The sequence below is a fragment of the Thiosulfatihalobacter marinus genome (genome assembly GCF_016019955.1).
Classification (GTDB): domain Bacteria; phylum Pseudomonadota; class Alphaproteobacteria; order Rhodobacterales; family Rhodobacteraceae; genus Shimia; species Shimia marinus_A.
Window position 1 is genome coordinate 29533 of sequence record NZ_JAECRZ010000004.1, and the last position, 15905, is coordinate 45437.

At 62.6% G+C, this 15905-nt stretch carries 17 protein-coding genes; 13 read left to right on the forward strand and 4 right to left on the reverse strand.

Annotated elements, in window-relative coordinates:
* Position 1: 1 nt before the first annotated feature.
* A complete protein-coding gene (locus tag I3253_RS07270) occupies positions 2–688 on the reverse strand; it encodes a rhomboid family intramembrane serine protease (protein WP_197916995.1) in 687 nt (228 codons plus the stop codon).
* Between the two features lie 74 nt (positions 689–762).
* On the opposite strand from I3253_RS07270, the gene trpS reads away from it, so the two are divergent.
* From trpS to I3253_RS07285, 3 genes are all read left to right on the forward strand, one after another.
* Positions 763–1803, forward strand: coding sequence for a tryptophan--tRNA ligase (gene trpS / locus I3253_RS07275; protein ID WP_197916996.1), 1041 nt, complete (start codon positions 763–765; stop codon positions 1801–1803).
* A 355-nt stretch (positions 1804–2158) separates the two neighbouring features.
* Positions 2159–3022 (forward strand): branched-chain amino acid aminotransferase, encoded by an 864-nt coding sequence (locus I3253_RS07280; protein ID WP_197916997.1) that lies wholly within the window; start codon positions 2159–2161, stop codon positions 3020–3022.
* A 65-nt stretch (positions 3023–3087) separates the two neighbouring features.
* A complete protein-coding gene (locus I3253_RS07285; RefSeq protein WP_197916998.1) occupies positions 3088–3543 on the forward strand; it encodes a universal stress protein in 456 nt (151 codons plus the stop codon).
* 147 nt (positions 3544–3690) lie between these two features.
* On the opposite strand, the gene I3253_RS07290 is transcribed toward I3253_RS07285, so the two are convergent.
* Positions 3691–4488, reverse strand: a complete 798-nt coding sequence (locus I3253_RS07290) for an alpha/beta fold hydrolase (protein ID WP_197916999.1) — start codon at positions 4486–4488, stop codon at positions 3691–3693.
* A 484-nt stretch (positions 4489–4972) separates the two neighbouring features.
* On the opposite strand from I3253_RS07290, the gene I3253_RS07295 reads away from it, so the two are divergent.
* The 10 genes from I3253_RS07295 (at position 4973) to I3253_RS07340 (ending at position 13574) form a co-directional block, all read left to right on the forward strand.
* Entirely contained in the window at positions 4973–5536 is a 564-nt protein-coding gene (locus tag I3253_RS07295) for a NifU family protein (RefSeq protein ID WP_197917000.1), read from the forward strand.
* Between the two features lie 21 nt (positions 5537–5557).
* Positions 5558–6148 (forward strand): tRNA (adenosine(37)-N6)-threonylcarbamoyltransferase complex dimerization subunit type 1 TsaB, encoded by a 591-nt coding sequence (gene tsaB, locus I3253_RS07300; protein ID WP_197917001.1) that lies wholly within the window; start codon positions 5558–5560, stop codon positions 6146–6148.
* Positions 6145–6558, forward strand: a complete 414-nt coding sequence (rimI, locus tag I3253_RS07305) for a ribosomal protein S18-alanine N-acetyltransferase (protein WP_197917002.1) — start codon at positions 6145–6147, stop codon at positions 6556–6558. The genes tsaB and rimI overlap by 4 nt, the downstream gene beginning before the upstream one ends.
* Positions 6559–6716: 158 nt before the next feature.
* Positions 6717–7721, forward strand: coding sequence for a BMP family lipoprotein (locus I3253_RS07310; RefSeq protein ID WP_197917003.1), 1005 nt, complete (start codon positions 6717–6719; stop codon positions 7719–7721).
* 70 nt (positions 7722–7791) lie between these two features.
* Positions 7792–8148, forward strand: coding sequence for a hypothetical protein (locus tag I3253_RS07315; protein WP_197917004.1), 357 nt, complete (start codon positions 7792–7794; stop codon positions 8146–8148).
* Positions 8145–9746: an ABC transporter ATP-binding protein gene (locus I3253_RS07320; protein WP_197917005.1), complete on the forward strand. Its 1602-nt coding sequence runs from the start codon at positions 8145–8147 to the stop codon at positions 9744–9746. The genes I3253_RS07315 and I3253_RS07320 overlap by 4 nt, the downstream gene beginning before the upstream one ends.
* Entirely contained in the window at positions 9739–10833 is a 1095-nt protein-coding gene (locus I3253_RS07325; protein ID WP_197917006.1) for an ABC transporter permease, read from the forward strand. Before I3253_RS07320 ends, I3253_RS07325 begins: the two co-directional genes overlap by 8 nt.
* Positions 10833–11798, forward strand: coding sequence for an ABC transporter permease (locus I3253_RS07330; RefSeq protein ID WP_197917007.1), 966 nt, complete (start codon positions 10833–10835; stop codon positions 11796–11798). The genes I3253_RS07325 and I3253_RS07330 overlap by 1 nt, the downstream gene beginning before the upstream one ends.
* 96 nt (positions 11799–11894) lie before the next feature.
* On the forward strand, positions 11895–12812 hold the full coding sequence (locus I3253_RS07335) for a sulfite exporter TauE/SafE family protein (RefSeq protein WP_197917008.1): 918 nt from the start codon (positions 11895–11897) through the stop codon (positions 12810–12812).
* A gap of 3 nt (positions 12813–12815) precedes the next feature.
* A complete protein-coding gene (locus I3253_RS07340) occupies positions 12816–13574 on the forward strand; it encodes a TIGR02186 family protein (RefSeq protein ID WP_197917009.1) in 759 nt (252 codons plus the stop codon).
* Between the two features lie 39 nt (positions 13575–13613).
* Here I3253_RS07340 and I3253_RS07345 read toward each other — a convergent pair whose 3' ends face one another.
* On the reverse strand, positions 13614–14342 hold the full coding sequence (locus tag I3253_RS07345; RefSeq protein WP_197917010.1) for an SDR family oxidoreductase: 729 nt from the start codon (positions 14340–14342) through the stop codon (positions 13614–13616).
* Entirely contained in the window at positions 14339–15865 is a 1527-nt protein-coding gene (locus I3253_RS07350) for an ATP-dependent DNA helicase (RefSeq protein ID WP_197917011.1), read from the reverse strand. The genes I3253_RS07345 and I3253_RS07350 overlap by 4 nt, the downstream gene beginning before the upstream one ends.
* Positions 15866–15905 lie beyond the last annotated feature (40 nt).

Below are 15905 nucleotides of genomic sequence, written 5' to 3' on the forward strand. Positions count from 1 at the left end.
GTCAATCGTGGCGGATCATTTCCCTGATCCGCCGCCACCCGCCGGGCACCAGCAGGAAGGACAACAGAAACCCGGCCACGAACCCGGCCACATCGGCCACCCAGTCCGGCGTGCCGCCAAACACCAGGCTGAACACCAGCTGGATCGTCACCAGGATTCCGATCAGCGAAAACGCCCGCGCCTGCGGTGCCCCCACCGCGCCCAGCCGGACCCACAACAGGAACGTGAACGCGCCGATCAGCCCGTAAACACCGGGATACGACCCCACCAGCGGCACCGGGCTGCCGGTGATCAGCGCGAATCCCAGCGCGCCGGACACGCCCGACAGCACAAAGATCAACAGCGTCGCCAGCCCCGAAAACACCTCGCCCACCATCTTGCCCATCGCCAGAAGCAGCACACCGCCAAACAACGCATGGGTCATATTGGCATGGATGAACAGATAGCTCACAAACCGGAGCAGGTGCTCGGGCACCCAGCGGTTATTGTCCAGCATCCATTGGAATATCTCCGCCGAAAACGCGTATTTCTGCACCGCCGCCAACCGCCAGCCAATGGCCCCCGGCCCGCCGATCATGCCCTTGGACCCGGCCCAGAACGCCACTTCGACCCCCATGACCACCAGAAAAAGCGCCGCCACGACGGGCGGCAGCGGGTTGATCGCCTTGGGGGATTGAGAACTGCTCATGCCTGCGCTCCTTGACGGCAATTTTCCCCATGGGTAAGGCAAGCGCACGCGTAAATCCAGACGGAGTATTTCCCATGAACGAGGCGGTCCAAACGTCCTCATCCTTCACCCCGCGGGTCTTCTCGGGCATCCAACCCTCGGGCGGCCTGACCCTGGGCAACTATCTTGGCGCCATGAAGCGTTTTGTCGACATGCAGAACCAGGGCGCGTTCCAGACCGTCTACTGCATGGTCGATCTGCACGCCATCACCGTCTGGCAGGATCCCGAAAAGCTGCGCCATGCCACGCGCGAGTTGTGCGCCGGATTCATCGCCGCCGGAATCGACCCGGACAAATCGATCCTGTTCAACCAAAGCCAGGTGGCGGAACATGCGCAGCTGGCCTGGATCTTCAACTGCGTCGCCCGCATGGGCTGGATGCAGCGCATGACCCAGTGGAAGGACAAGGCCGGCAAGAACCAGCAGAACGCCTCGCTGGGCCTGTTTGCCTATCCCGCGCTGATGGCTGCCGACATCCTGGTCTACCGCGCCACCCACGTGCCCGTGGGCGAGGACCAGAAACAGCACCTGGAACTCACCCGCGACGTGGCGATCAAGTTCAACCACGATTATGGCGTTGATTTCTTCCCCATCACCGAACCGGTGATCGAAGGCGCCGCCACGCGCGTGATGTCGCTGCGCGACGGCTCCAGGAAGATGTCGAAATCCGATCCGTCCGACGCCTCCCGCATCAACATGACGGATGATGCCGACACCATCGCCAAAAAGATCCGCAAAGCGAAAACCGATCCCGATGCTCTCCCGTCCGAGGCCGACGGGCTCCAGGACCGCCCCGAGGCGCGCAACCTGGTCAATATCTACGCCGCCCTGTCCGAACAACCGGTCGATCAGGTGCTGCGCGACATGGGCGGCAAACAATTCTCGCAGTTCAAGCCGATCCTGTCCGATCTCGCGGTTGACAAACTGTCGCCGATTTCCACCGAGATGGCCCGCCTGATGCAGGATCCGGCGGAGATCGACCGCATCCTGGGCCACGGCGCCCGGCAGGCCCGCGCCCTCGCCGCGCCGATCCTGCAAAAAACCTACGATATCGTTGGGATGATTTCCGCGCGCTGACCTCACGCTCGGCAGATCAACTTGCTCCCGAAAAAGGCGCGGCCGCAGGGCACGCGCCTTTTTTATCTGCCTGTTTCGCGGGCAATTCAGCCCCAACCGCGGCACGCAAGCAGGAAAGACACCCATCCTTGCCGCAACGCGGCATTTTCGTCACGAATCTGTCGCATCCCGGGTCTAATGTCTTCAGACATCACCGGCGACATTCCCGTCGCCCTCCCAAATGAAACAAGTCATTTCAAAATTCCTTTTCATCACCTGATCTTTCGCCCCCGGCCCTCCCCGGCCGGGGGTTTTCCGTATGGACCTCCACCGCGCGCCGCCCTACTCTCGCGCCGCATCAGCGAGGGAGAGCATCATGGCAGTCGGCACCAATATCCGCACCTATTTCAACGGCGCGTGGCATGACGGCGACGTACCGGTCATGCGGGCGGCAGATCACGGCGCCTGGCTGGGTTCTGGCGTGTTCGACGGCGCGCGTTTCGTCGGCGGGTTGATGCCCGATCTGGACAAACACTGCGCGCGCGCCAACCGCTCCGCCGAGGCGCTGATGCTCAAGCCGACCATGTCGACCGCAGAAATGGTCGACATCGTGCACGAAGGCGTGAAAGCCTATGACAAGGACGCGGCCGTCTATATCCGCCCCATGTATTGGGGCATTGGTGGCGACGTGACCGCCATCGTCCCCAATCAGGAAGAAACCGGCTTTGCCATCTGTCTCGAACAGATCCCCATGGCCCCGCCCGAGGCAGGCGCCACCCTCACCCGCACCCGCTTTCGCCGCCCCGTGCTCGAAGACGCGGTGGTCAACGCCAAGGCGGGCTGCCTCTATCCCAACAACGCAAGGATGCTGGCCGAGGCACGCGCCAGGGGCTTTGCCAACGCGCTGGTGGCCGACGCCATGGGCAACGTCGCCGAAACCGCCACCGCCAATATCTTCATGGTGCGCGACGGCGAGGTGTTCACGCCAATTCCCAATGGCACCTTTCTGGCCGGAATCACCCGTGCCCGCCACATCGAAAACCTGCGCGCCGATGGTGTGATCGTGCATGAAACCGTGCTGGGCTTTGCCGATTTCGAGAACGCGGACGAGGTGTTCATGTCCGGCAACATGAACAAGGTCACGCCCGTCACCGCCTTTGACGACCGCCAGTATCAGGTTGGCCCGGTCACGCGCCTTGTGCGCGACATGTATTGGGACTGGGCACGGTCCACCGCCTGAACCGGCGACGCAACAGTTGCGAAACGGCGCGCTTGCCGCCATGATCCGCCCAAACGGAGGATTTGATGCGTAAGTTCCTGGTGGTGCTGGATGACAGCCGCGAATGCCTGAACGCCATGCGCTTTGCCGCGATGCGCGCCGCCAATACCGGCGGCGGCGTCAAGATCCTGTCGGTCATCCCGCCCGAGGAGTTCAATCACTGGATCGGCGTCGGGGACATCATGCGCGAAGAAACCCGCGAACGCATCGAGGTGCATTTCGAAGTGTTCGCCAAATGGATGCGCGACCGTCAGAATGTCGATCCCGAACTGGTGATCCGCGAAGGCGAGGCAGTGTCCGAAATCCTGGCCGAGATCCGCGAAGACCCCACCATCGGCGTGCTTGTGCTGGGCGCCGGCACCGACCGCAAGGGCCCCGGCCCGCTGGTCTCGCAGCTGTCGCGCAACTCGGGTAGCCTGCCGGTGCCGATCACCATCGTGCCCGGCGACCTGTCCAAGGAGCAGCTGGAAGCGGTGACCTGACGAGGCAGCCAGAAGCGGCCTTGCGTGCAAGGCGCAGCGAATGGCGGGGATGAGCCCAATTTGACGGATATTGCAGATCCGACGAGTGACAGCCATCGCGCTTCGCATGCAGAAACGACGATGGATGAAAGTCTTGCTTGTTTTGGGTCAGTCTACCCAATCCACCGCAAGGCGATGTAGCCAGTCCTTTATGAGTGCTGTGAACAATTCTGGGCGTTCGAACGCCAGCCCGTGTCCTGCGGCATCCAGAATCGCAAGGGTGGCGCGAGGATACCGTCGCATCAGGTCAACTGAATCCAGATAACCGCTTATCCAGTCCTGACGCCCAGCGACAAGCAGGCTCGGTTTCCCAAAAACCATGGCTTCTTCCGCCGAGGCAAAGCTGAAGAAGAAACGTTCCTTTACGCGTGCCTCTTGAACCTTGTCGTGAAGTTGTATTGCAGGTTTGAGTATATTTCGCCGCTTCTCCATAATCGCGCGGCTTTGAACGACCGAAAAATTCTCAAAAGACCAGATTTCGTCTTCCGGCAACTCGGACCGAATTGTAGGATCGGGTTCAAGAATTTCATGCTTGGGAAGCGGATTAGGTGAGTCCGGATTACCACCCGGAACGATCAAAGCGGCACCTCGGACCCGGTCGGTTTGCCGGTGGATGATGCCCCGCGAAATGTAGCTGCCTCGCGAAAGACCCACCAAGGCAAATGGTTTGTCGCCCAATTGATCTACAATGAACTCTTCTACTGAATTCAGAATGCCATCCTGGCTGTCGATTTTTTCCTGCGGCGGGCTCTTCCCGTGTCCAGGCAAATCCAGATAGATGCGTTGCCAACCGTCAGACTGCTCAAAAGCGGGCTCTAAAATTTCGACCATATGACGATGATCCAGGGTGACGCCGTGAAGCATCACGACCGGTTTGCCTTCTCCTAGGATCTTGTAGTGCAACATTTTCCCGCCCCATTCCGCTGCGTTCACGAATGCAGTTTACACCTCGTTAACCCACAAGGAAAAAGTTTACGTGCAAATCGATTGAGCACGTTCCGATAACGAGAGCCGTCATTGGCGAAACCGCAGCGAATGGTCACTTCGTCCCGCTGCGCAGACCTTGGAAGCCAGCACGGCGAATTTCTTTTACCTGCCCTGTTTTGCAAATCCTCTCGCGCCATGTCCCAACTCCAACAATTACGACCCAAATCCCAATCCACCGCACGCCCCCTTAACCCCCACCTCCCGGCACTCCCCCACCGCCGCAATACCGACGTGATACCGACGTGGCGCAGACCGCCGAAAACCCGCAAAACAAAGGCATTAACCATGATTCTCTCACAATGCCAGCACCCCCGGTCAGGCTTCTGTTAGAATGGTTCTAAACCTTGACACTTCCGCAACAGAGGCGCATATCTTTACCCAAGCGAAATAAGGTGAATCCCAGATGTTCATTCAAACCGAATCCACCCCGAACCCGGCCACGCTGAAATTCCTGCCCGGCCAGACCGTGCTGGACATGGGCACCGCCGATTTCCCCACGCCCGACGGCGCCTCGGCCTCACCGCTGGCCACGCGCATCTTTTCCGTCAAGGGTGTGTCTGGTGTGTTTTTCGGCACCGATTTCGTCACCGTGACCAAGGAAGACGCGGTCGAATGGGACCACATCAAACCGGCCATTCTGGGTGCCATCATGGAGCATTTCCAGTCCGGGCAGCCGGTCATGGCGGGCGATGCCGCGCAGCCCTCCGGCCATGCCGAGCATGACGGGCCCGATGGGGAAATCGTCGGTCAGATCAAAGAGTTGCTGGACACCCGCGTGCGCCCCGCCGTGGCGCAGGACGGCGGCGACATCACCTTTCACGGCTTTGATCGCGGCGTTGTCTACCTGCATATGCAGGGCGCCTGCGCCGGTTGCCCCTCCTCGACGCTGACCCTCAAGATGGGGATCGAGAACCTGCTGCGCCACTACATTCCCGAAGTGACCGAAGTGCGCCCGGTCGCCGTCTAGGGCGCCCCGCCCGGCACCCGCATGGCCCATCCCGCCCCGCTGATTCTCGGCTTTGACACGTCCGGCCCCTATTGCGCCGCGGCGCTGCTGCGTGGCGACATGCTGCTGGGCGCACAGGTGGCCGACATGAAACGCGGACAGGCCGAAGCGCTGATGCCGCTGCTGCATGACCTGCTCGCCACCCATGATGCCACCTGGCGGGATCTGACCGCGCTTGGCGTCGGGATCGGGCCAGGCAACTTTACCGGCATCCGAATCTCCGTCGGCGCCGCGCGCGGCCTGGCGCTCGGGCTGGGCATCCCGGCGGTCGGGGTATCCACCTTCCAGGCCCTGTCCCGGGACCATGACGAACCGCATCAGGCCGCCGTGCCCGCGCCGCGCGATCAGCTTTACCTGCTGGATTCCGGCGATGCCACGCCCCGGCTGGCCCCGGCGGACGAACCCTCGGCCCTGCCCCGCCACCTGCCCCCCGCCACGCCCCGGCTGGTGCACAACATCGCCCTGTGTGCCCTGGACGGCCACCAGGGCCCGCGCCACCGCCCGGCGCCGCTTTATGTCAAACCCGCCGACGCCGCGCCGCCCCGCGATCCGGCGCCGCTGATCCTGAAATGACCCCGGCCGCTCTTGCAGCCCTGCACGATGCCGCTTTTCCCGACGCGCGCGGCTGGACGACCGAGGAATTCTCCGACCTGCTTGCCTCGCCTCATGTCTTTCTGGTCGATTGCGACGACGGTTTCGCCATCGGGCGCGCGGTGGCGGACGAGGCCGAATTGCTGACGATCGCCGTGGCGCCAACGGCCCGCCGCCAGGGCCTGGGCCGCATCCTGCTGGCCCGTTTCGAGGCAGCGGCCGAAGCGCGCGGCGCGCGGCGCGTCTTTCTCGAAGTCGCCGCCGACAACAGCCCGGCGCAGGCCTTGTACGAATCGGCCGGCTATGTCCGCATCGGCACACGCCCCGCCTATTATACCCGCCCCGGTGCCAACCCCGTGGCGGCCGTGGTGATGGGAAAGCCGCTTCCCTGACGGCACCCTCCATCCATGACAGATTTTCGGCCAATTGGTCAAAAACCGGTTGACCACCCCGTTGCTCTGCGGCCTAACTTGTGGATGATCAATCGGATCGTCACATCTGAAGGGCTGGCAAACCAACGACCGGCCCGCTCAACACATGGGAGATATTCATGACCCTGATGCAAAAATTCCTTGGGGCCGCCGCCGCGATTGCCCTGTCGGCGGGCGCGTCCCTGGCCGAACCGGCGCTGATCTTTGACCTGGGCGGCAAGTTCGACAAATCCTTCAACGAAGCGGCCTTCAACGGCGCGAAACGCTGGGCCGAAGAAACCGGTGGCAAGTTTCTGGAGATCGAACTTCAGTCCGAAGCCCAGCGCGAGCAGGCGCTGCGCCGCTTTGCCGAGGCAGGCGCCAACCCGGTGATCACCACCGGCTTTGCCTTTGCCACCCCGGTCGAGGCCGTGGCCCCGGATTACCCGGATACCAAATTCGTCAACATCGACGGCTGGATGCCCGAAGTCCCGCCCAACGTTCAACTGATCGGCTTTCAGGAACACCAGGGCTCGTATCTCGTCGGAATGCTGGCTGCGATGGCTTCGAAATCCGGCACGGTCGGCTTTATCGGCGGCATGGACATTCCGCTGATCCGCCATTTCGGCTGCGGCTACGCGCAGGGCGTCAAGGCGGTGAACCCCGACATGAAGATCGTCGCCAACATGACCGGCACCACCCCCGCCGCATGGAACGACCCGGTGAAAGGCTCTGAGCTGACCAAGGCGCAGATCTCGCAGGGCGCTGACGTGATCTATGCCGCTGCGGGCGGCACCGGCGTGGGCGTGCTGCAAACCGCCGCCGACGAAGATATCCTGTCGATCGGCGTGGACAGCAACCAGAACTATCTGCACCCGGGCAAGGTTCTTACCTCGATGCTCAAGCGTGTCGACGTGGCTGTCTATAACTCGATGATGGCCGGCGCCGATCTGGAAACCGGTGGGTTCACCACGCTCGGCCTGGCCGAAGAAGGTGTGGGTTGGGCCTATGACGAATACAACGCCCCCCTCATCACCGACGAGATGAAGGCCGCCGTGGACGACGCGCGCGCCAAGATCATCAGCGGCGAGCTGGAAGTTGTGTCCTACTACGCCAACGACAGCTGCCCGGCCTACGACTTCTAAGTCAGTGACCGGTTGAAACGGCAAAGGGCCGCACCATCGCGGCGCGGCCCTTCCTGCCAGGAAACACCCAATGTCAGACAGCATCGCAGCCTTCTTTTCCGCTTGGGGCGACCCGAACCCGGAAACCCGCGCCCGATCCTTGCGCGACTGCGTTGGTGAGGATGTTGTCTACGCCGATCCGCGCACGCCCGAACCGATCACCGACACGGCGGCGCTGAACCACTATATCGGCATGTACAGCCAGCACAGCCCCGGCGCGACAGCGCATGTGGCGGCGCTATCCACGACCGGGACCAGCCATCGCGCCACCGTGACCTTTGTCATGGCCGACGGCGCAGGCCAGCACGGTCAGTATTTCATTGAACTCGACAAAACCGGACGGCTGGCGCGCCTGACCGGTTTCGCCGGTCTGGGAGAGCCTGAATGACAGCCCCCGCAATCGAACTCAAAGGCATCTCCAAGGCCTTTGGCCCCGTGCAGGCCAACAAGGACATTTCGATCTCCGTCATGCCGGGCACGATCCACGGCATCATCGGCGAAAACGGCGCCGGGAAATCCACGCTGATGTCCATCCTTTACGGTTTCTACAAGGCCGACAAGGGCGAGATATTCATCAAGGGCACCAAAACCCAGATCCCCGACAGCCAGGCCGCGATTGCCGTCGGCATCGGCATGGTGTTTCAGCATTTCAAGCTGGTCGAGAATTTCTCGGTTCTGGAAAACATCATTCTCGGAGCCGAGGAAGGCGTCCTTTTGCGTCCCTCGCTGGCCAAGGCCCGCAAGGAACTGGCCCACCTGGCGAAGGAATACGAACTCAACATCGATCCCGACGCACTTATCGAAAACCTCTCGGTCGGCCACCAGCAGCGGGTGGAAATCCTCAAGGCGCTCTACCGGCGGGCCGATATCCTCATTCTCGACGAGCCCACCGGCGTGCTGACCCCCGCCGAGGCCGATCAGCTGTTCCGCATCCTTGATCGCCTGCGCGACGAGGGCAAGACGATCATCCTGATCACCCACAAGCTGCGCGAGATCATGGACATCACCGATACGGTGTCGGTCATGCGGCGCGGCGAGATGACGGCCACCGTCAAGACCTCTGAAACCAGCCCCGAGGCGCTGGCCGAACTGATGGTGGGGCGCAAGGTGCTGCTGCGGGTTGACAAGGTTCCCGCCACGCCGGGCAAAACCGTTCTGGAAATCAAGGGGTTGCGCGTGATCGACGACAAGGGTGTCGAACGTGTCAAGGGCATCGACCTGACCGTGCGCGCCGGCGAGATCCTGGGCATCGCCGGGGTTGCGGGCAATGGCCAGTCCGAACTGCTCGAAGTGCTGGGCGGCTTTGCCGAGGGCACCGGCTCGATCCGGGTGAACGGCGTGGCCCTGCCGCTGTCGGGCAAGGGCGCCGACGGGCAGGCACGCCGTCATGCCGGCATCGCCCATGTACCCGAAGACCGCCAGCGCGAAGGCCTGATCATGGACTATACCGCCTGGGAAAACATCGTCTTCGGCTATCACCTTGATCCGGAATACCAATCCGGTCTGTTGATGGACAATACCGGCATCCAGACCCTGGCCCAGGAAAAGATGGACCGGTTCGACGTACGCCCACCGCACCCGAAACTGGCGGCCAAGAATTTCTCTGGCGGCAACCAGCAAAAGATCGTTCTGGCCCGCGAAATCGAACGCAACCCCGACCTGCTGCTGGTCGGTCAGCCCACGCGCGGCGTGGATATCGGCGCCATCGAATTCATCCACCAGCAGATCGTGAACCTGCGCGATCAGGGCAAGGCGATCCTTCTGGTGTCGGTCGAACTGGAAGAGATCCTGTCGCTGGCCGATCGCGTCGCGGTGATGTTTGACGGCCATATCATGGGCGAACGCGCGCCCGACCAGACCGATGAAACCGAACTGGGCCTTTTGATGGCGGGCATCACCGAAATGCCGGACAAGCCCATCATCCAGGCCATCGACGAGCAATTTGACCACCAACAGAAAGAGCGCGAGGGCGAGCAGAATGGATAAGATGCCGCAATGGGCCGATATCGTCCTGATCCCTTTGATATCCCTGATCCTTGCGGCGGTCCTGTCGGCGCTGGTGATCCTGGCCATCGGGGAAAACCCGGTTGCCGCGTTCAAGCTGATGGTCGAAGGCGCGCTGATGCGGTCTGCCGGGTGGGGCTATACGCTCTACTATGCCACCAATTTCATGTTCACCGGCCTGGCCGTGGCCGTCGCCTTTCACGCCCGCATGTTCAATATCGGCGGCGAGGGCCAGGCCATGCTGGGGGGGTTGGGGGTCGCGCTGGTCGCGCTCTACATCCCCTGGCCGCACTGGTCGCTTGCCATCCTTGGCGCCACTGCAGGGGCGGCGTTGTTCGGCGCCGCCTGGGCCTATATCCCGGCGCTGCTTCAGGCCAAACGCGGCAGCCATATCGTGATCACAACGATCATGTTCAATTTCATCGCCGCCGGGTTGCTGAACTATGTTCTGGTCAATGTCCTGCGCCCCAAGGGATCGATGGATCCGGCCAGCGCCAATTTCCCCGACGCCACCAAGCTGCCCACCTTCCGCGACATGTTCTCGACCGCCGACAACATCATGTTCCGGGGCGCGCCGGCCAATGTCACCTTCTTCCTCGCCATCGCCGCCTGCGTGCTGGTCTGGTACCTGATCTGGCGCACAAGGCTGGGCTATGAAATCCGCGCCTTCGGGTTTTCGGAATCGGCGGCCAGATATGCCGGTATCAGCCCGGTGCGCATCACGGTAATCGCCATGCTGATCTCGGGCGCGCTGGCCGGGCTGATGAGCGTCAACACCACCATGGGCGAAAGCGAACGTCTGGTGATGAACTCGACCGAGGGTGCCGGGTTCATCGGCATCGCCGTGGCCCTGATGGGCCGCTCCCATCCGTTTGGCGTGTTTCTTGCCGCCATCCTGTTCGGCTTTCTCTATCAGGGCGGCGCCGAGCTGGCGCTCTGGACGAATATCCCGCGCGAACTGATCGTGGTGATCCAGGCGCTGGTGATCCTGTTCACCGGGGCGCTGGACAACATGGTGCGCATGCCGCTTGAAAAGCTGTTCCTGGCTCTGCGCAGGAGGAATGTGTGATGGATTTCCTGACAATTATCCAGGTTCTTGACAGCACCGTTCGCCTGGCCACACCGCTCTTGCTGGCGTGCCTTGCCGGTCTGTATTCGGAACGCGCCGGGATCTTCGATATCGGTCTCGAAGGCAAGATGCTGGCCGCCGCCTTTTTCTCGGCCGCCGTGGCCTATGCCACCGGTTCTGTCTGGCTTGGCCTGCTGGCGGGGATCGCCAGTTCGCTGGTTCTGTCGATCATTCACGGGCTGGCCTCGATCACGTTCCGGGGCAATCAGCTGATTTCCGGCGTGGCGATCAATTTTCTGGCTGCCGGGATCACCGTGCTCGTGGCGCAGGACTGGTTCCAACAGGGCGGGCGCACCCCGTCGCTCCCGCGCGAGGCCCGCTTCAACCCGATCGACCTGCCCCTGTCCGAAACGGTCGCGGATGTGCCCATTCTTGGCCCGATCTATTCCGAGCTGATCTCGGGGCATTCCATCCTTGTCTATATCGCCGTACTTGCGGTTCCGCTGACATGGTGGGTGCTGTATCGCACCCGCTTCGGGCTGCGCCTGCGCGCGGTGGGCGAAAACCCGGCCGCGGTTGACACGGCCGGCGTATCCGTCATCGGCCTGCGCTATGCGGCGGTGATGATCTGCGGCGTATTGTGCGGCATCGCCGGGGCCTATCTTGCCACAGCGCTTCAGGCCGGGTTCGTCAAGGACATGACCGCCGGGCGCGGCTTCATCGCGTTGGCTGCGCTGATCTTTGCCAAATGGCGCCCGTGGTATGCGCTTTGGTCCACCTTGCTGTTCGGTTTTCTGCAAGCCATTGCGCTGCGCTACCAGAATATCGAGCTGGGCAATTTTGTGATTCCCGTTCAGTTCATGGACGTGCTGCCCTATATCCTGACCGTCGTCATTCTGGCCGGTTTTGTCGGACGCGCCATTCCGCCGCGCGCGGGCGGCGAGCCATATGTCAAGGAACGCTGACGCCTGGACGGCCCGAATAGAGATTATTTCAGACCTGCCGGTATTTGTGAGTGCTGGCAGGTTGATTTTCTGCAAACGCAAACTGTACTAAAATACATGCAGATTTATCTTCCCATTGCCGAAGTCTCCGTGAACGCGTTTCTGCTTCTCGGGTTGGGCGGCATGGTTGGGGTTCTGTCCGGCATGTTCGGCGTTGGCGGCGGTTTCCTGATGACGCCGCTTTTGTTTTTCATCGGCATCCCCCCCGCCGTCGCCGTCGCGACCGAGGCCAACCAGATCGTGGCCTCGTCCTTCTCGGGCGTTCTGGCACATTTCAAGCGTAGGACCGTCGATCTCAGGATGGGCTGCGTGCTTCTGGTCGGGGGCCTCTTCGGCGCGGCCCTGGGCGTGTTGGTCTTCAACTATCTCAAGTCGATGGGGCAGGTCGATCTGCTTGTGCGCCTGTCCTACGTGGTCTTTCTGGGCATCATCGGCAGTCTGATGTTCGTCGAAAGCCTGAACGCGATCCGCAAGTCGCGGCGCAATACAGGCCCCGTCAAACGCAAGAAACACAACTGGATTCACGGCCTGCCCTTCAAGATGCGGTTCCGGGTCTCCGGGCTGTATATCTCGGTCATCCCGCCGATCATCGTCGGGATCTGCGTTGGCATCCTGGCAGCGATCATGGGGGTTGGCGGCGGCTTTATCATGGTGCCCGCCATGATCTACCTGCTGGGGATGCCCACCAAGGTTGTGGTGGGCACATCGCTGTTCCAGATCATCTTTGTCACCGGGTTCACCACGCTTTTGCACGCCACCACCAACTATACGGTGGATATCGCGCTTGCGGTTCTGCTGCTGGTGGGGGGCGTGATCGGCGCCCAGATCGGCACACGGATCGGCACCTATCTCAAGGCCGAACAACTGCGCATCCTGCTGGCCCTCATGGTCATCCTGGTCTGCGCCAAGCTGGCGCTGGACCTGCTTCTGGAACCAGGCGAGCTTTACTCTCTTGGGCCCCCGGGGGGACACTGAGCAATGCTGCGCCTGCTTGCCCTCCTCCTGCTGACCGCGCTGCCGCTGCGGGCCGAAGAAGTGGTGCTGGGTCTCAGCCAGGACAAAGTTGCAATCACCGCCACATTCGACGGCTCCGAGATCCTGATATTCGGGGCCGTCAAGCGCGAGGCGCCCATCGTCGCCGACCCGCCACTCCATGTGGTCATCACCGTGTCCGGCCCCTCCAACCCCGTAACCGTGCGCCGCAAGGAACGGAAATTCGGCATCTGGATCAATACCGATTCGGTCGAAGTAGACGCCGCACCCGCGTTCTACGCCGTCGCCACCTCTGCGCCTTTCAACCAGGTCCTGTCCAATGTCGAGGATCAGCGTTACGGCGTCTCGATCCCCCGCGCCATCCGCTCTGTCGGGGCGCCCATGGAGGTGGCCGATGCCCAGAGCTTTTCCGAGGCCGTGATCCGCATCCGCACCCAACAGGGGCTATATCAGCTGCTCGAAGGCGGCGTTCAGGTGGATCAGCAAACCCTGTTCCGCACTTCGATCACCATGCCCGCCAACCTGACCGAAGGCGCGCATCCCACGCGCATCTTCCTGACGCGCGGCGGCAAGGTGGTGTCGAAATTCGAAACCGTGATCGATGTCAACAAGGTAGGGCTGGAACGCTGGCTTTACGACATGTCGCGCCAGCAACCTCTGCTTTACGGCCTGATGTCGCTGGCCATCGCCATCGCGGCGGGTTGGGGCGCCTCGGCCGCTTTCCGCCTTATTCGGCAGGGCTAGGCGCGGCGCCCGACCGGGACCAGGACGAATGCAAACGCCCTACCCGCGCCCAATATAGGCCATCCGGGTCGCCATCACCGTCATGAATTGTACATTGGCCTCCAGCGGCAGCTCTGCCATGTGCAGCACCGACCGCGCCGCGTCCCCCACGTCCATTACCGGGTTGGGCGCCTTGCCCTCTGCCGCCAGCCGCGCGTTCAGCGCCGCCACCATATCGGTTTCGGCATTGCCGATATCGATCTGCCCACAGGCAATGCCCAACGCCCGCCCATCCAGCGACAGGCTTTTTGTCAGCCCGGTGATCGCGTGTTTCGTGGTGGTATAGCTGACCGACCCTTCGCGCGGCACATGGGCCGAAATCGACCCGTTGTTGATGATCCGCCCGCCCGCCGGATCCTGCCGCCGCATCTGTTGAAACGCCAGCCGGGCCGCTATGAACATGCCGCGCAGGTTCACATTCACCACCGCGTCGAAATCCTCAACCTCCAGCGCGTCGATCGCGCCGGGCTTGCCGAACATGCCGGCATTGTTGAACAATACGTCCAGCCGACCGGCCCGTTCAACAAACGCATCAAAGGCCGCCTGCATCGCCGCCGCGTCGGTCACGTCCGCCGGCAGCGCCACCGCGTTTTCATACCGCGCCGCGATGCCTTGCAGCTTTTGCGCCCCGCGCGCCAGCAACCCCACGCGCCAGCCCGCCTCCAGAAACAAATCGGCGGTGGCGCGGCCAATCCCCTGGCTCGCCCCGGTGATCAGAATACTCTTCATTGTGTTTCCTCCTCCAGGATCAGCGGCACCGGCGCCACCTGCAAATCATCCACCCGCAGCGGCCCCGTCGGCTTGGCCAGCCGATTGCGCACCACCCAATAAAGCCGGTCGGATGCCCGCGTGATCGCCACATAGGCCAGCCGCTTCCACAACGGGTGCCCCGCCTCGACCCGCCCCATGCGCGCCGCCACGAACAGATCGGGCGCGAACACCTGCACGTTCTCCCACTGAGACCCTTGCGCCTTGTGGATCGTCACCGCCGCGCCATGCAGAAAAGCCGCGCCCATTCGCGCGGCAAAGGGAATGAACGGCTCTTCCTCATCCGGCTTTTCGATCTTCACGATCGAGGCCGCCGACACGCGGGGATCTTCAGCGCCGATCACATGCAGACGCGAAAACCCCGGCTTGCGGCCCCGGCCCAGATAGATCACCTGCGCGCCCTTGATCAGCCCGCGCGCCTCCAGATCCAGCCGTTTCTTGCGATGCTTCAGCGGCAGCTCGATGCCGTCGCAAATCAGCGGCTCGCCTTCCAGCAGATCGTCCTCGGGCGCGCCATGCACCTGCCGAAACGCCTGGATCAGGCGGATGCGCGTCGCGTTGCGCCACACCAGCACCGGCGACCGCGCCATCAGGTCCACTTCCACCCGCTGGGCCCAGACCACCCGGTCATCCTTTTGCGCGGTTTCCTCGACCATGCGCTCGAAATCCTGAAATTCCAGCTGCGGATCGCCCAGTGCATGGGCCAGGTCCAGGATCGGGTTGTCCGCATCCTGCCGGTGAACGCGGTGCAATTCGTGCCTGGCCGCTGCCGGCAACTTGTCGAACACCATCGCCCCGGACTGGTTCACCGGCGCCAGCTGCGCCGGATCGCCAAACAGAACCAGCGTCGAGAAAATCTCCTTGAGATCATCGAACTGGCGGTCATCCAGCATCGAGCCTTCGTCCACGAATCCGATATCCAGCGGCTCGTCGCGCCGTTTCCAGCCGGTGATGAAGTCCGATCCCCGCAGCCCGGCCGCCGCCAGCGCGCCGGGGATGGACTTGTGCAGCTTGTAGAACTCCGCCGCCCGGTCCAGCGCCAGATCGGTCAATCCCTCGATCTCCGGGCGTTCGCCAGTCCCCGCCAGCCACTCGGCGATCTTTTCGTATTCCGGGTCATAGACCGGTGTATAGATGATCCGGTGAATCGTCGTCGCCGGTACACCGCGCATCCGCAACACGCTGGCCGCCTTGTTGGTGGGTGCAAGAATCGCCAGGGTGCGGCGATCCTTGCGCCTGCGCCCCTCGTAATCGCCCGAAACGATATCGACCCCGGCCTCCTCCAGCGCCTTGACCATCTCGGCCAACAACAGCGTCTTGCCCGAACCGGCCTTGCCCAATACCGCTGCCACGGCCTGCTGTCCCTCGCGCGGCGGGGTCAGCGCGCCATCGTCAATATCCACCCCCGCGCCGCGCAGCAACTCGGCAAGGCTGTCATAGGCATCGGCCTGGTCGGGGCTCAGGGTCAGCGCGGTCTTGTCCATGGCGCGACCCTACAGCCGCGCCCCGGCGGGTGCCAGCGCA

Excerpts from the sequence above, each read along its gene's own strand:
- I3253_RS07270 (WP_197916995.1), bottom strand. The coding sequence starts at position 688 with ATGAGCAGTTCTCAATCCCCCAAGGCGATCAACCCGCTGCCGCCCGTC.
- trpS (WP_197916996.1), top strand. The coding sequence starts at position 763 with ATGAACGAGGCGGTCCAAACGTCCTCATCCTTCACCCCGCGGGTCTTC.
- I3253_RS07280 (WP_197916997.1), top strand. The coding sequence starts at position 2,159 with ATGGCAGTCGGCACCAATATCCGCACCTATTTCAACGGCGCGTGGCAT.
- I3253_RS07285 (WP_197916998.1), top strand. The coding sequence starts at position 3,088 with ATGCGTAAGTTCCTGGTGGTGCTGGATGACAGCCGCGAATGCCTGAAC.
- I3253_RS07290 (WP_197916999.1), bottom strand. The coding sequence starts at position 4,488 with ATGTTGCACTACAAGATCCTAGGAGAAGGCAAACCGGTCGTGATGCTT.
- I3253_RS07295 (WP_197917000.1), top strand. The coding sequence starts at position 4,973 with ATGTTCATTCAAACCGAATCCACCCCGAACCCGGCCACGCTGAAATTC.
- tsaB (WP_197917001.1), top strand. The coding sequence starts at position 5,558 with ATGGCCCATCCCGCCCCGCTGATTCTCGGCTTTGACACGTCCGGCCCC.
- rimI (WP_197917002.1), top strand. The coding sequence starts at position 6,145 with ATGACCCCGGCCGCTCTTGCAGCCCTGCACGATGCCGCTTTTCCCGAC.
- I3253_RS07310 (WP_197917003.1), top strand. The coding sequence starts at position 6,717 with ATGACCCTGATGCAAAAATTCCTTGGGGCCGCCGCCGCGATTGCCCTG.
- I3253_RS07315 (WP_197917004.1), top strand. The coding sequence starts at position 7,792 with ATGTCAGACAGCATCGCAGCCTTCTTTTCCGCTTGGGGCGACCCGAAC.
- I3253_RS07320 (WP_197917005.1), top strand. The coding sequence starts at position 8,145 with ATGACAGCCCCCGCAATCGAACTCAAAGGCATCTCCAAGGCCTTTGGC.
- I3253_RS07325 (WP_197917006.1), top strand. The coding sequence starts at position 9,739 with ATGGATAAGATGCCGCAATGGGCCGATATCGTCCTGATCCCTTTGATA.
- I3253_RS07330 (WP_197917007.1), top strand. The coding sequence starts at position 10,833 with ATGGATTTCCTGACAATTATCCAGGTTCTTGACAGCACCGTTCGCCTG.
- I3253_RS07335 (WP_197917008.1), top strand. The coding sequence starts at position 11,895 with ATGCAGATTTATCTTCCCATTGCCGAAGTCTCCGTGAACGCGTTTCTG.
- I3253_RS07340 (WP_197917009.1), top strand. The coding sequence starts at position 12,816 with ATGCTGCGCCTGCTTGCCCTCCTCCTGCTGACCGCGCTGCCGCTGCGG.
- I3253_RS07345 (WP_197917010.1), bottom strand. The coding sequence starts at position 14,342 with ATGAAGAGTATTCTGATCACCGGGGCGAGCCAGGGGATTGGCCGCGCC.
- I3253_RS07350 (WP_197917011.1), bottom strand. The coding sequence starts at position 15,865 with ATGGACAAGACCGCGCTGACCCTGAGCCCCGACCAGGCCGATGCCTAT.